Origin of the sequence: Mycobacterium sp., assembly GCF_019247635.1 — a bacterium.
In the GTDB taxonomy this organism is placed as follows: domain Bacteria; phylum Actinomycetota; class Actinomycetes; order Mycobacteriales; family Mycobacteriaceae; genus Mycobacterium.
The window spans coordinates 24,173-38,136 of sequence record NZ_JAFBAR010000078.1; the positions used below are offsets into that span (position 1 = coordinate 24,173).

At 67.3% G+C, this 13,964-nt stretch carries 13 protein-coding genes and 1 pseudogene; 8 read left to right on the top strand and 6 right to left on the bottom strand.

All coding sequences use genetic code 11. From position 1 onward, the window contains the following. Positions 1-64: 64 nt before the first annotated feature. Positions 65-1,180: a hypothetical protein gene (locus tag JO236_RS11870; RefSeq protein ID WP_293329838.1), complete on the bottom strand. Its 1,116-nt coding sequence runs from the start codon at positions 1,178-1,180 to the stop codon at positions 65-67. Then, the gene (locus JO236_RS11875; protein WP_293329841.1) at positions 1,180-2,334 is read right to left on the bottom strand and encodes a phosphotransferase family protein; all 1,155 of its coding nucleotides are present in this window, start codon (positions 2,332-2,334) and stop codon (positions 1,180-1,182) included. The genes JO236_RS11870 and JO236_RS11875 overlap by 1 nt, the downstream gene beginning before the upstream one ends. Before the next feature lie 58 nt (positions 2,335-2,392). Here JO236_RS11875 and JO236_RS11880 point away from each other — a divergent pair, with 58 nt between their 5' ends. Both JO236_RS11880 and JO236_RS11885 read left to right on the top strand, forming a co-directional pair. Continuing rightward, positions 2,393-2,995 carry a TetR/AcrR family transcriptional regulator gene (locus JO236_RS11880; RefSeq protein ID WP_293329844.1) on the top strand — a complete coding sequence of 201 codons (603 nt, stop codon included), beginning with the start codon at positions 2,393-2,395 and terminating at the stop codon, positions 2,993-2,995. Continuing rightward, positions 2,992-3,861: an SDR family NAD(P)-dependent oxidoreductase gene (locus JO236_RS11885; RefSeq protein ID WP_293329847.1), complete on the top strand. Its 870-nt coding sequence runs from the start codon at positions 2,992-2,994 to the stop codon at positions 3,859-3,861. Before JO236_RS11880 ends, JO236_RS11885 begins: the two co-directional genes overlap by 4 nt. Here the strand turns inward: JO236_RS11885 and JO236_RS11890 are convergent. After that, positions 3,858-4,244: pseudogene (locus JO236_RS11890) on the bottom strand (DUF222 domain-containing protein); the annotation flags it as partial. The gene JO236_RS11885 and the pseudogene JO236_RS11890 overlap by 4 nt on opposite strands. 84 nt (positions 4,245-4,328) lie before the next feature. On the opposite strand from JO236_RS11890, the gene JO236_RS11895 reads away from it, so the two are divergent. From JO236_RS11895 to JO236_RS11920, 6 genes are read left to right on the top strand one after another with little or no spacing between them, the layout of a single operon-like run. Further along, complete coding sequence (locus JO236_RS11895; RefSeq protein WP_293329850.1) at positions 4,329-4,673, top strand: VOC family protein; 345 nt, start codon at positions 4,329-4,331, stop codon at positions 4,671-4,673. 55 nt (positions 4,674-4,728) lie between these two features. Beyond that, the gene (locus JO236_RS11900; RefSeq protein WP_293329853.1) at positions 4,729-5,703 is read left to right on the top strand and encodes a DUF4129 domain-containing protein; all 975 of its coding nucleotides are present in this window, start codon (positions 4,729-4,731) and stop codon (positions 5,701-5,703) included. Next, entirely contained in the window at positions 5,700-6,182 is a 483-nt protein-coding gene (locus tag JO236_RS11905) for a hypothetical protein (RefSeq protein WP_293329856.1), read from the top strand. Before JO236_RS11900 ends, JO236_RS11905 begins: the two co-directional genes overlap by 4 nt. A 23-nt stretch (positions 6,183-6,205) precedes the next feature. Beyond that, a complete protein-coding gene (locus JO236_RS11910; RefSeq protein WP_293329947.1) occupies positions 6,206-7,171 on the top strand; it encodes an AAA family ATPase in 966 nt (321 codons plus the stop codon). Then, the gene (locus tag JO236_RS11915) at positions 7,168-8,424 is read left to right on the top strand and encodes a DUF58 domain-containing protein (RefSeq protein WP_293329859.1); all 1,257 of its coding nucleotides are present in this window, start codon (positions 7,168-7,170) and stop codon (positions 8,422-8,424) included. The genes JO236_RS11910 and JO236_RS11915 overlap by 4 nt, the downstream gene beginning before the upstream one ends. A gap of 2 nt (positions 8,425-8,426) precedes the next feature. Beyond that, positions 8,427-8,864 carry a hypothetical protein gene (locus tag JO236_RS11920; protein WP_293329862.1) on the top strand — a complete coding sequence of 146 codons (438 nt, stop codon included), beginning with the start codon at positions 8,427-8,429 and terminating at the stop codon, positions 8,862-8,864. Between the two features lie 14 nt (positions 8,865-8,878). Here JO236_RS11920 and nuoN read toward each other — a convergent pair whose 3' ends face one another. From nuoN to nuoL, 3 genes are read right to left on the bottom strand one after another with little or no spacing between them, the layout of a single operon-like run. After that, on the bottom strand, positions 8,879-10,468 hold the full coding sequence (gene nuoN / locus JO236_RS11925; protein ID WP_293329865.1) for an NADH-quinone oxidoreductase subunit NuoN: 1,590 nt from the start codon (positions 10,466-10,468) through the stop codon (positions 8,879-8,881). After that, on the bottom strand, positions 10,465-12,069 hold the full coding sequence (locus JO236_RS11930) for an NADH-quinone oxidoreductase subunit M (RefSeq protein ID WP_293329868.1): 1,605 nt from the start codon (positions 12,067-12,069) through the stop codon (positions 10,465-10,467). Before JO236_RS11930 ends, nuoN begins: the two co-directional genes overlap by 4 nt. Beyond that, entirely contained in the window at positions 12,066-13,955 is a 1,890-nt protein-coding gene (gene nuoL / locus JO236_RS11935; protein ID WP_293329871.1) for an NADH-quinone oxidoreductase subunit L, read from the bottom strand. The genes JO236_RS11930 and nuoL overlap by 4 nt, the downstream gene beginning before the upstream one ends. Positions 13,956-13,964: the final 9 nt, after the last annotated feature.

The window sequence follows — 13,964 nt, forward strand, 5'->3', positions numbered from 1 at the left end:
ACCGCATCGGTCCCGCCCTGGGCGTCGAGCGGCCGAACGTACGGCTGCCGCCGCGAGCTAGCGGTCAAGGCGCAACGGTTAACCAGTCTTTGAAGCCCGACGGGTCGTGGCGCCCGAGCGCGCCGTGCTCGTAAAGACCCCAGCCCTCAACGGGTTTCGCGTCGCCGTCCCGGCACACCGCGCGGCCGACGTGGTCGATGACGCCGAAGCCCGACCGCGCGATGATGCCCGGGTCGGTCATGTCGTAGGTCAGCCGCTCGACGAACTTCTCGCCCTTCCACGTTCCGTGCGCCCAGTCCGAGTCGCCGCCGTATCCGGCTCCGACGTGGATGGGGACCGGCAGCTTGGACTCGACATCGAAGTGCACCGGCGTCCCGTCGGGTGCCGTCGCGTCGATGGTGGCTCCGGTCGGAATGCGGGTGCCCGAGCGGTAGTGGATCTTGACCCGCGGCCAGCCGAGCTGCTCGACCCGGCCGTCACGCCAGACCCGCGTGCAGTCGTTGAGCGAGCGGAATCCGTCGGGCGCCTCCTGGATGATCAGCACAACGGCGAAGTCGTCGAACGCCATCGGCACGTACAGCCACCACATGCCCTCGAACGGCGGGTCGGCGGGCCGGCCGGCCGGCTCCGGTTCGCCGATCGGGCGGATGCCCCACGATCGGTCGCGGCTGCCGATCCAGACCGCGGGATCGACGGGGATCTCTTCGCCGTCGATCCTGATCCGGCCGCTCCAGCTGCCGAGCTGGGCGAAGCGCTGAGCGTCCAGCGTCACGCGGTTGCCCGACCGCAGGATGTGCGGCTGTTCCTGGACGACGCCGAACAGTCCCTCCCAGGTCAGATCGGCTGCGATGCCCTCGGTTTCGTCGAGAACGATCCGCAGTTTGCGCAGCGGCTCGATGACCTCGATGCGGTAACCGTTGACGTTCTGATTCAGCCGGTCCTGGTCGATCGCGTCGCAGAGGTGCACCGCGGTCTGCGTGTCGCCGCGGCGGACGAGCACGAACGCGTCCTTGACGCCGAGGTTGGGGTAGTAGCCGATGCCGCTGATCAGAAAGATGTCACCGGTGCGGTCGTGGGCGTTGAAGTAGGAGCGGTCGTAGAAGTTACGGTCCGAAGAACCTGGCCAGGCGATCGGCTGTGGGACCTGGTGTACCGGGTACTCGTCGAGCGGTCCGAGCATCAACTTTCCTCTCCGATAAGCCTTTTCATCAATTGGGCGTGGTAGAACAGCGACTCGGCGAAATTCGGATCGTCGGGCTTCTCTATTTCACCGAAGTGCACCCGCCGCGCACCGGTGCGCATGAACACGCAGGCCCACATCACTCCGGAGTACACATAGAACCAGTTCAGGTCCCCCACGTCGATACCGGTGAGGCGCTGATAGGTGGTGCGGACGTCGTCCGCACGCATCACCTCCGGCAGTCCCGGTAGTCCCGCCAGGGTGGCAAGCTCTTGAAAGACCATGTGCGCGTAGATCATCCACGCGACGTCGAGCTCACGCGGACCCAGCGTCACCATTTCCCAGTCCAGGACAGCCACGGGCTCAAAGTCGCGGTATAAGACGTTGCCCACCCTCGCGTCTCCCCACAGCAGCACCGGCTCGCGCGCGGCCGCCTCGTCCGGCCAGTTGTCTTGCAGCCACTCCAAGGTCCGTTCCACCAGCGGTGACCGACCGATGTCCGGGACCGCGAAGTCGTACCAGGACCGCACCCAGTTGAAGTGCCTGTGCAGCGCCGTGTCACCCGTCTGACCTTCGGTGAGGAAGTCAAACGTCTTCTCCGCGTTGGGGATTGAGTGCAAGGAGGCCAACACCCCGACGCTGGCGTCTTGTAGCTTGCGCTGGTCTTCGACCGGCGCGTCGGCGAACCAGTTGCCGCCGAAGGTGTAGGGCATCACGTCGGGCGGCACCACGCCGTCGACGTAGTCCATCAGGAAGAAGGGCGCGCCGAGAACGTCGCCCGTGGTCTCGATCCAGCGCACCCTGGGGACCGGAACGTCGGTCAGCTCGGCAACCTGTCGTATCACCTCGAATTGGTGGTCGAGTCGATACGTCGGGAAGACCGGTACGTCCTCGGCAGTGGGCGCCACCCGGGCCACCAGTTTCTGCTCGGTGGGCTGCCCGTCCTGCTCCCAGCGGGCCGTCAAGATGATGGTTTCCGACGACATGCCCGTCGAGTCGACGCCGCTCTCCACGGTCACCTCGGGCGCCGGCTTCTCGGAGCCGCCGGGCAGCACGGTGGCCAGCCACCGCGATATCAGGCGCGGGACAGCGGCGGTGTCCCGGCTCGAGCGCTGCATGCGACCGACGTCCTGGATCGCGAATTCCTCGGCCACGGGGTGCCTCCATTCTCCGAGACTTCTTCGCGGCAATTACGATACGGTAGGTAGCGATATGAAAGCAGACCCGTCCTCCCTTGACAAGGCCCCCGGCGCCGGGCGGCCCCGGGATCCGCGCATCGACTCGGCCATCCTTACCGCGACCGCGGACCTGCTGGTGCAGATCGGTTACTCGAACCTCAGCCTGGCCGCCGTGGCCGAACGCGCCGGCACCACCAAATCCGCGCTCTACCGGCGATGGTCGAGCAAGGCCGAGCTGGTGCACGAGGCGGCGTTTCCGGTGGCACCGAGCGCGCTCGTGGCCCCGGCCGGCGATATCGCCGCCGACGTCCGAATGATGATCGAGGCCACGCGCGACGTGTTCACCACCCCGGTGGTGCGGGCCGCGCTGCCCGGCCTGGTGGCCGACATGACGGCCGACCCCGAACTCAACGCCCGGGTCATGTCGCGCTTCGCCGACGTGTTCGTGGCGGTGCGCGACCGGCTGAGCGCGGCCGTCGAACGTGGGGAGGCGCATCCCGATGTCGACCCGGATCGATTGATCGAGTTGATCGGCGGAGCCACCATGCTGCGGATGCTGCTGCGCCCGGAGGAAGAGTTGGACGACGCGTGGGTACAGCAGACCTCCGCCATAGTCGTGCACGGGGTGACCCGGTGACGTCGCCGCCGCTGTCGGGCCGGACGGCGATCGTCACCGGGGCCAGCCGCGGATTGGGCCGGGCGATCGCGCTTGCGCTCGCGGCCGAGGGCGCCGCCGTGGCCGTCGTGGGACGCACTGAACAGGTGTGGGACCAGCGGCTGCCGGGAACCATCGGCGAGACGGTCGCCGCCATCGAGGCGGCCGATGGGCGTGCGGTGCCGGTGCGGGCCGATCTGACGGAGCGCGACGATATCGCGCGGCTGGTGGACGAGGCCCGAAACGCGTTGGGCCCCATCACGATCCTGGTGAACAATGCCGCCTTCACCGCACCCGGCCGCCCGCCTGCGCCCGGCGGCCAGCCGCGCACCAGACCGTCCAGGCCGGGCGGCAGCAAGCCGGGCTGGCCCGGGTTCGTCAGCACGCCGTTGGCGGCGTATCGCCGTCACTTCGCCATCGCCGTCTTCGCCGCCTACGAGTTGATGCAACTAACCTGCCCCGACATGATCACCGCCGGCCGTGGCTCGATCATCAACATCACGTCTGTGGCGTCGCGACTGCCCGGCGACGGGCCCTACCCGGACCGCAGCGGCGGCGTGCTGCCCGGGTACGGGGGATCCAAAGCGGCGCTCGAGCATCTGACCCAGTGCGCGGCGTACGACCTCGCCAACCACAACATCGCGGTGAACGCGCTATCGCCGTCCAGGCCGATCATGACGCCGGGCCTGTCCTACTACGCCTCCGGTTTCGACGAAGTGAGCTCCGCCGAGGAATTCGCGCGGGCCGCAGTGCAACTGGTGCGGGTGGACGCGCGGGCGGTCACCGGTCGCACGATCGGTCATCTCCAGGCGCTCGACGGCAGCTTCACGGCGTTCAAGCCCGGCTAAGTCTCGTCTGGTCCGGGTGGGTCGGGGTCGCCGTGTAGGAGTTCGTCGGGGTGGTGGGCGTGGTTGATTGTCGGTGGGCTGGTGCCGTTGGTCCAGCCGAGTCGGCCGCTGGTGGTGACTACGGTGTGCAATTCGCCGCGGCTGGCCGCGCCGTGGTGGTAGCTGCAGGCGAAAAACAGCTTGTCGGCATCGGTGCGCCCGCCCGTGGCCCACTGGGGTGCGTGGTGGACTTCGCAGCGATAGCCGGGCACCAGGCAATCAGGACGGGTGCAGCCGCGGTCGCGGGCATGACAGATCAGGCGCTGCTCGGGGGTGGCGATGCGTTTTTGGCGGCCCAGATACAGCGGGCGCTCGGTGTGCTCGTCGAACACCGCCAGGTAGTGATCGCGTGGATAAAGCCACGGTTCTGTCGGTGGCCTCCGCGATACTCGTGCTGATTGATCAAATCGAACGAAGGGATGCTCGCTATGCCTAATGTGATGAACTATTTCGAGGTCGGCACGCCTGATGCCGAGGCAACACGCGCCTTCTACGGCTCGTTGTTCGACTGGCAGATAGCCGACTCCGGGGACTATCGCGCGGTGGGGGGCGACAAGGGCGGCGTGTGGGATAGGTCCAACCTGGACGGGGAGTCATGGGCCATCTTCTATGTCCAGGTGGACGACGTGCGCGCCACCCTCGCCAAAGCGACCGAACTCGGCGCCACGGTGCTGGTGCCCTTCAGCGATCAGGGCCCGGTTGAATTCGCCCATCTGCAAGACCCACACGGCAACCGGTTCGGGGTGTGGCGACCCAAGGGGCCCACGGCCTGACCGACTCCGCGGTCGTTCCTAGCGGCGGGTGCGGCTGACGTGCGAGTATGGGAGCTTGCCCGGTACGACGCCCGGTATCGATAAGCCGACGTGGCGCGTGGTCGCCCTGATCGTGCTGTTGATCCTGGTTGCCGCCGCTCTGCGGGGCTATCTTCCCGGTCGCGACCACTCGATGCGGTCGGAGGCCGGCAGCGGCCGCGCGGCGCTGACGTTCATCATCGTGATCCTTGCGGCGGGGACGTCGTTGTTGGCGGTTGCGGTGATCGCGCGGTTGCGAGATCCCCGCACCGTGGCGCCCAGCGCGGGGGATCTGTCCGACATGCTTGGCGGCGGCCGGGTCCGACCGAGTTGGCGCGTGCTGTTGATCGGTCTGGCGCTCATCGTGGCCTGGTTGCTGACCGCGACGCTGCTGGCCCATTTGTTCGTGCCGCACAACGTCGGGGCGCCGGCGGTTACACCGGATCCGACGCCGCCGCCCTCGGCGAGCGGCAACGTCCCGCCCGCAAAGCAGCCCGCGCAAGATCACGGTCGGGATGTCTTTCGAGCCCTCGTTGCGAGCGCGGTTCCGCTGGTGTTCATTCTCGTTGCCGGTGCGGTCCTCACATCCCGTCGCCGCAGGACGACGCCGGGCGCACTTCTCGAAGAGGCAGACGGCGGCGAATCTCCCGCGCCCCCTACGCATTCGGAATCGCTGGCGCGCGCGGCCGAGGTCGGGCTGGCCGAGATCGCCGACCCACGACGCGAACCCCGGGAGGCGATCATCGCGTGCTACGCCGCGATGGAGCGCGAGCTCGCCAACGTTCCCGGTGCCGCGCCCCAGGACTTCGACACCCCAACGGAGGTATTGGCCCGCGCCGTAGAACACCATGTGCTGCATGTGGACAACGCCGCCCAGTTGGTGAATCTGTTCGCCGAGGCGCGGTTCAGCCCGCACGTCATGAACGAGGGCCACCGTGACGTGGCGGTGCGGGTGCTGCAACTGGTTCTCGACGAGCTGAGGCCCAACATGACGCCGAGCGGTTCTGCATGAAAAGACTTATCGCCCTTGGCGTTTTCCTTATCGTCGGGATAGAGCTGCTGGCACTGATCATGCAGGATCGCCGGTTTGTGCTGATCGGCTCGGGACTCGCGCTGGCGCTGGTCCTGCTCAATGTTCGCCGCGTCCTGGGTCACACGACGCAACCTGAGGCTGAGCCGAATCCTGACGATCTCGGGGAGGGCTTGCGCCGCTGGCTGTCTAATACCGAAACGACGATCCGGTGGTCGGACTCCAACCGGGCGGATTGGGACAGGCATCTGCGTCCGATGCTGGCGCGACGATACGAAATCGCCACCGGCCAACGGTTGACGAAAGATCCGGCGGCGTTTTACTCCACCGGTCGGATACTTTTCGGCGACGAATTGTGGGAATGGGTGAATCCGAACAACGTCACGCGCACCGCTGACGGCGAACCGGGTCCCGGCCGCGGGGCGCTGGAGGCGATTCTGCAAAGGTTGGAGCAGGTATGACTGGCGCGACGATGCCGGCGCCGATGCCGGCCGCTACGACAACCGCCCACTGCGAAGCGGTGCTCGACGAAATCGGGCGCGTCGTGGTGGGAAAGCGCTCCGCGCTCACGCTCATTCTCACCGCCGTCCTGGCGCGCGGCCACGTGCTCATCGAAGACCTGCCAGGTCTCGGCAAGACCCTCATCGCACGATCGTTCGCCGCCGCGCTCGGGCTCGAATTCACCCGGGTGCAGTTCACGCCGGACCTGCTGCCGGCCGACCTGCTCGGCTCGACCATCTATGACATGCAGTCGGGGCGCTTCGCCTTCCGCAAAGGCCCGATTTTCACCAACCTGCTGCTTGCCGACGAGATCAACCGCACCCCGCCGAAGACCCAGGCCGCACTGCTCGAGGCCATGGCCGAAGGACAGGTGAGCATCGACGGCGAAACCCACAAGTTGCCCACCCCGTTCATCGTTCTGGCGACCGACAATCCGATCGAATACGAGGGGACTTACCCGCTACCGGAGGCGCAACTGGATCGGTTCGCCATCCGGCTGGAGCTCCGGTACCTCTCGGAGCGCGACGAGACGTCGATGTTGCGCCGGCGCCTGGAACGCGGTTCGGCCGAGCCGACAGTGAACCAGGTGGTCGACGCGCATGATCTGCTCGCCATGCGCGAATCGGTGGAGCAGGTGACCGTGCACGAGGACGTTTTGCACTACGTCGTGTCGTTGGCCACCGCTACCCGCCATCACCCGCAGGTCGCCGTCGGTGCCAGCCCGCGAGCCGAACTTGACCTGGTGCAGCTGGCCCGGGCCCGTGCGCTGCTGCTCGGGCGCGACTACGTGATCCCCGAAGACGTCAAGGCGCTCGCTGTCGCCGCGGTGGCGCACCGGATCACCCTGCGGCCCGAGATGTGGGTGCGCAAGATCCAGGGTGCCGACGTGGTCGGAGAACTGTTGCGGCGCTTGCCCGTTCCTCGAGCCAGCGGGACCGACTCGGCGTGATCGAGACCCGCGAGGTCGAGTTACGCTGGCGTGCTTCGCCTTTGACGCAAGCGATCGCCACCTGCGCCGGCGTGGCGCTCGCGGCTGCCGTCGTCGGCGCGCACTGGCAGCTCATCGCCTTCGCGGCGCCGCTGCTCGGCGTGCTGTGCTCGATCAGCTGGCAGCGCCCGGTGTCGACGATCCACGTGCACGGTGAACCCGATTCGCAGCGTTGCTTCGAGAACGAGCAGGCGCGGCTCAAAGTGTGGGCGACTCAGCAATCGGGCTCGACCGAGGCGGTCCTACTTACCGTCTCGGCGGTCCCGGGAATACAGCTCGAGGTCGTCCAATCCGATCCCAACCAGGTGAAAACCATTGCGGCAGTGGCACAAAGATGGGGTCGCTATCCGATCCGGGCCCGGGTCGATATCGTCGCGCGCGGCGGATTGCTGACCGGGACGGGAACTGTCGATGCCGGCAATGTCATCGTGTTTCCGCTCACGCCGCCACAGCCGACGTCAATCCCGCAGACCGAACTTCTCGACCGTCTCGGCGCCCATCTGACCCGGCATTTCGGCCCGGGTGTCGAGTACGCGGACATCAGGGCCTATGTGCCGGGTGACCAATTGCGCGCGGTGAACTGGCCGGTGAGCGCGCGTCGTGGCCAGTTACACGTGACCCAGCGCTTGACCGACCGCGCTGCCGACATCGTGGTATTGATCGACACCTATCGTCAGCCCGCCGGCCCGGCGACCGAGGCCACCGAGCGACTCGTGCGTGGCGCCGCCCAAGTGGTGCAGACCGCGTTGCGACAGGGTGACCGCGCCGGGATCGTCGCCCTGGGCGGCAACCGTCCGCGCTGGCTCGGCGCTGACATCGGGCAGCGGCAGTTCTATCGGGTGCTCGACACGGTGCTCGGCGCCGGTGCGGGATTCGAAAACACTACCGGCACACTGGCTCCGCGCGCGGCCGTTCCCGCGGGAGCGATCGTCATCGCGTTCTCCACCCTGCTCGATACCGAATTCGCGCTGGCGTTGATCGACTTGCGCAAACGGGGCCATGTCGTGGTGGCCGTCGATGTCCTCGACGCCTCCCCCTTCGAAGGCGAGCCGGATCCGTTGGTTGCCCGGATGTGGGTGCTGCAACGTTCCGCCATGTATCGGGACATGGCCACCATCGGAGTCGACGTGGTGTCGTGGCCGGGGGAGCGCAGCCTGGAGCACGCGATGGGTACGCTTCCGGACCGCCGTCGCCGGACCCGGCGAGCGCGATAGGCATGGCGCTGCTCACGCAACCCGGAAGTCGGGCTTTCTCAACGGTATTCGGCGTCCTGATGGTAGGGACCGCCGCCGTCGGCGCCCACGGGCTGGCCGCATTCGTCGGAGCCCTCGCCGTGGTCGCGGTGGGGGTGGGCACCGTGCTGCGCCGAACCGCGACGGTGGCCGTGCTGCTGTCGGTGCTCACGGTCGTGCTGTCCGATTCCTCGCACGTGTTCGCCGCGCTCTCAGGCCTGTGCGCCGCGGCCTACCTGGTCTGCCGTTACGCGACCGGACACGCTGCGGTGAGCATCCCGACAATCGTTGCCGCCCTGGGCTTTACCGTCGTCGGCGTGGTTGCGACGTCGTTCCCGTTGCAGTTGCCGTGGTTTCCGCTCGTGGCGCCCCTGGCTGTGTTGGCGATCTACGTGCTGGCCACTCGGCCGTTCATGGGTTGACCCGGACGGCTGACTCAGTGCAGCAGCTGTGCGGCGTGATCGGCCAGGTCGAGCAGCGGCTGGGGAACGATCCCCAAAACCACTGTGACCGCGGCGCATATCGCGATGGCGGCCTTGCTCAGGATGCCAGGCTCTACCACGTGCGGTGTGTCGTCGGTCGCTTCGGTGAAGAACATCGACACGATGACCCGCACGTAGAAGTAGGCGGCCACCCCGCTTGAGATCACACCGACAATCACCAGCGGCACCGCCCCGCCCTGAGCGGCGGCCTTGAACACGGTGAACTTGCTGATGAACCCGCTGGTCAGTGGAATGCCCGCAAACGCGAGCAGGAACATCGAAAGCATCACGCCCACAATGGGAGAGCGCTGCCCCAGCCCGGCCCAATGCGACAGGTCGGCGTCCTCCACTCCGTCGGCGCCACGGATCAGGCCGACGATCGCAAACGCGCCCACCGTGCTGAAGCTGTAAGCGACAAGATAGAACAGTGTGGCCGACAGGCCCGCGGGGTTGTCGGCGATGACGCCGATGAGGATGAAGCCGACGTGGGCGACCGAAGAGTAGGCCAGCATTCGCTTGACGTCGGTCTGGTTGACGGCGGTGATGGTGCCGACCGCCATGGTCAGGATCGCGATCGCCCAGAGCACGGGCCGCCACTGGTCATGCAGGGGCGGCAGCGCGACATACACCACGCGTAGCAGCGCGCCGAACGCCGCGACTTTCGTTGCCGCCGCCATGAACCCGGTGACCGGGGTCGGTGCGCCCTGGTACACGTCGGGAATCCAGGAGTGGAACGGGACCGCGCCGACCTTGAACAGCAAGCCGACCGACAACAGCGCGACACCGACCAACGCCATCGAGGTGTCGCCGTGCGCGGCCAACGTGTCCCGGATGCCGGTCAGGGACAGCGTGCCGGTAGCCCCATACAGCAACGAGACACCATAGAGGAAGAAGGCCGACGAAAACGCGCCCAGCAGAAAGTACTTCATGGCCGCTTCCTGCGAGAGCAGCCGGCGGTGCCGGGCCAGCCCGCACATCAGGTAGAGCGGTAGCGAAAGAACTTCCAGCGCAACGAACATCGTCAACAGGTCGTTGGACGCGGGGAACACCATCATGCCGCCGAGGGACAGCATCGCCAGTGGGAACAGCTCGGTCTGAGCGGCTCCGGCCCGCTCCGCCTCGCGTTCGGCGGCGCTGTCGGGGACCGCCGAGCCCTGCGGGGTGAAGGAATCCAGTCCCCGCGAACTGCCCACGGCCGCAGTCGCCTTGGTGTCACTGGCCGCGCGGACGGCATGCGTGCGTTCGGCCATGAAGATGACCGCCATGATCGCGACCAGCACGACGGTGCCTTCCAGGTACAGCGTCGGCCGGTCGATCGCCACCGCTCCCAGCACCGCGGTGTGACCGGCCGCCGGCACGGACCGGGCCACGCCGACGACGGCAACGAATGCCGCGATCAGGCCGCCCAGGGTCAGCGTCACTTGCGCCACGTAGCGGGCCGGACGCGGCACGAACGCTTCCACCAGCACGCCGACCACCGCGACTCCGAACACGATGAGCATCGGGCACAGCAGGAAGTACTCGACGCTGGGGGTGGGGATCATCGGTGCGGTCCTTCGGCTGTCCGGGGTGCTGTGCCCGCTGGGTTGCCGGCCGGCACCCGCGGCGCGGGATCGTGCTGGCCGATCGTGGTCATCGTGTGGTCGACCGCGGGGTTGATCAGGTCCAGCATCGGCTTGGGATAGACCCCCAGTACGAGCAGAATCGCGATAATCGGTGCGACGACGACCAATTCACGTGCCCTCAGGTCGGTGATGCCCTCGTTGCCGTCGGCCACCGGCCCGGTCATCACGCGCTGGTAGAGCCACAGCATGTAGATCGCCGCCAGCACCAGCGCGGTGACACCGAACGCCCCGGCCAGCCAGTAACGGTTGAAAGTGCCCAACAGGACCAGGAATTCGCTGACGAACGGGGCCAGCCCGGGCAGGGAAAGGGTGGCCATGCTCGCCACCAGGAAGGTGCCGGCCAGGACGGGGGCCACTTTCTGCACGCCGCCGTAGTCGGCGATCGAACGGCTGCCGCGCCGTGTGACCAGGAATCCCGCGATCAGGAACACCGCCGCGGTGGAGATGCCGTGGTTGAGCATGTACAGCGTCGACCCGCTCTGCCCCTGGCTGGTCATCACGAAGATGCCCGCAATGATGAACCCGAAGTGCGAGATCGAGGTGTAGGCGATCAGGCGCATCATGTCGGTCTGGCCGATCGCCACGATCGCGCCGTAGATCACGCCGATGATGGCCAGCGTCACGATCACCGGGCGGAAATACGTCGAGGCGTCGGGGAACAGCTGCAAGCAGTAGCGCAGCATGCCGAAGGTGCCGACCTTGTCCATCACGGCGGTGATCAGCACTGCGGTCGCCGGTGTCGCTTCGACCGCGGCGTCGGGCAGCCAGCGGTGGAACGGCCACAGCGGGGCCTTGATGGCGAAGGCGAACATGAAGCCCAGGAAAAGCGCCTTGAACACGGCGGGGTCCACGCCGGCAAAGCGGCCGGACGCGAGGCCGGCCACGATTTCGCGGAAGTCGAAGGTGCCCGAGCCGTGCTGCGCGGTTACCACGTACAGCCCGATCACCGCGGCCAGCATGATCAACCCACCGAACAGGTTGTACAGCAAGAACTTCACCGCGGCGCGGGAACGGCCGGCCCCCTGGCCGAAGCCGCCGATGAGGAAGTACATCGGGATGAGCATGGCCTCGAAGAACACATAGAACAGCAGCACATCGAGCGCGATCACCGAGATCAGCACCATCGATTCGATGGCCAACGTCAACGCCACGTACGCGTGGACGCCGCGCGGGTTGCGTTCGCCGCCGTCGTTCCAGCCGGCCACCAGCAGCAGCGGGATCAGCACCGCGGTCAGTAGCACCAGGATCACCGCGATGCCGTCGACGCCCAGGGTGTAGCCGGCACCGAACGCCGGTATCCACTGGTGGCTCTCGACGAATTGGTAAGGCGCGCCGTGGGTGTCGAAGCCTGCGGTGATCTCGATCGCGAGCGCCAGCACCGCCAGGCTGACCACCAGGCCGGTCCACTTGGCGACCCGACGCAGGCCCGGCGGCAGCAGGATGATCAGCACCGAACCGGCCAGCGGCACCAGCCACAGCAGCGTCAGCCACGGAACGTCGTTCGGGTAGGGCCCGTTCACCACAGCTTCACCGCCAGGATCGCCGCGGCCACCAGGGCCGCGCCGGCCAGCATCGACAACGCGTAGTTACGGGCGAAGCCGGTTTGGGCCTGCCGCAACCGATTCGAGATCGTGCTCACCAGCGCTGCCAGCGCGTTGACCGAGCCGTCCACACCGGCGTTGTCGACGTCGACCAGTGCGTGGGTCAGTTCCGCGCCAGGGCGCATGAACACCTCCTCGTTGAAGGCGTCGCCGTAGGCGTCGGCGCGCGCGGCCGTCGTCAAGACGGAGACCCGAGCGGGCGCCACCCGGGGAATCTGCGCCTTGGCTCCGTACATCCGGTAGGCCACCGCGACGCCCACCGCGACGACACCCAGCGCCAAGGTGGTGCTGACCCATTTCGGGGCGGCGGCCTCGGTTTCCAAGTGGACGCCGACGACCGGCTCCAGCCAGTGTTGCAGCGTTCCCCCGACGGCGAACAGGCCGCCGGAGAGCACCGAGCCGACGGCGAGCAGGATCATCGGCCACGTCATGAGGGCCGGCGCTTCGTGCGGATGTAAGCCTGGGGCCCAACGCTTTTTGCCGAAGAAGGTCATCAGCATCACGCGGGTCATGTAGAACGCGGTGATTCCCGCACCCAGCAGTGCGGTGCCGCCCAGTGCGTAGCCGCGCACACCGCCGGCGCCCAGCGCCGCCTCGATGATGGCGTCCTTGGAGAAGAAGCCCGCGAACGGGGGCACGCCGATGATCGCCAGATAGCCCAGCCCGAACGTGACGAACGTGACCGGCAGGGCCGCGCGCAGGCCGCCGTAGCGCCGCATGTCCTGCTCTTCGTGCATCGCGTGGATCACCGCGCCGGAGCCCAGGAACAACCCGGCTTTGAAGAAGCCGTGGGTGAGCAGGTGCATGATCGCGAACGCGTAGCCGGCCGGACCCAGACCCGCGGCCAGCACCATGTAGCCGATCTGGCTCATCGTCGAGGCCGCCAGCGCGCGCTTGATGTCGTCCTTGGCGCAGCCGATGAATGCTCCGAGCATCAGGGTGGCGGCGCCGACGGTGACCACCGCCAGCTGCGCGTCGGGCGCCAGGTTGTACAGCGGGTTGGACCGCACGATCAGATACACGCCGGCGGTCACCATGGTGGCGGCGTGAATCAGCGCGGACACCGGGGTGGGGCCCTCCATGGCGTCGCCCAACCAGGCCTGCAGCGGCACCTGGGCGGACTTGGCGCACGCGCCCAGCAGCAGCAACAACCCCATCGCCGTGAGGGCTCCCTGATCGGCGCCGGGCGCGGCCGCGAACACCCCGGCGTAGGACAGCGTGCCGAAGTTGGCGAACATGACGAACATGCCCACCGCCAGCCCGGCGTCACCGACCCGGTTCATCACGAACGCCTTCTTGGCCGCGGTGGCCGCGGAGGGCTTGTGGTACCAGAAGCCGATCAACAGGTACGACGCCAGGCCCACCCCTTCCCACCCGACGTAGAGCACCAGGTAGTTGTCGGCGACCACAAGCAGCAGCATGGAGGCCAGGAACAGGTTGAGGTAGCCGAAAAACCTGCGGCGGTCGGGGTCTTCGGCCATGTAGGCGACCGAGTAGATGTGGATCAGCGACCCGACCCCGGAGATCAACAGCACGAAGCACATCGACAGCTGGTCGATCTGTAGCCCGAAGTCGACCTGCAACTGGTTGACGGGTATCCAGGTGAACACCGTCTGGTGGATGGTCCGGTCGTCGGCGTTGCGGCCCAGCATGTCGGCGAGCAGCGACGCGCCCACCCCGAACGGCGCCAGCGCGGCGGCGCAGCCCAGCCAGTGGCCCCAACGATCGGTGCGCCTGCCGCCGAACAGCAAGACGGCGGCACCTGCCAGTGGCAGGGCCACAAGCAGCCAGGTGTAGTGAATCATCTTGGCGTT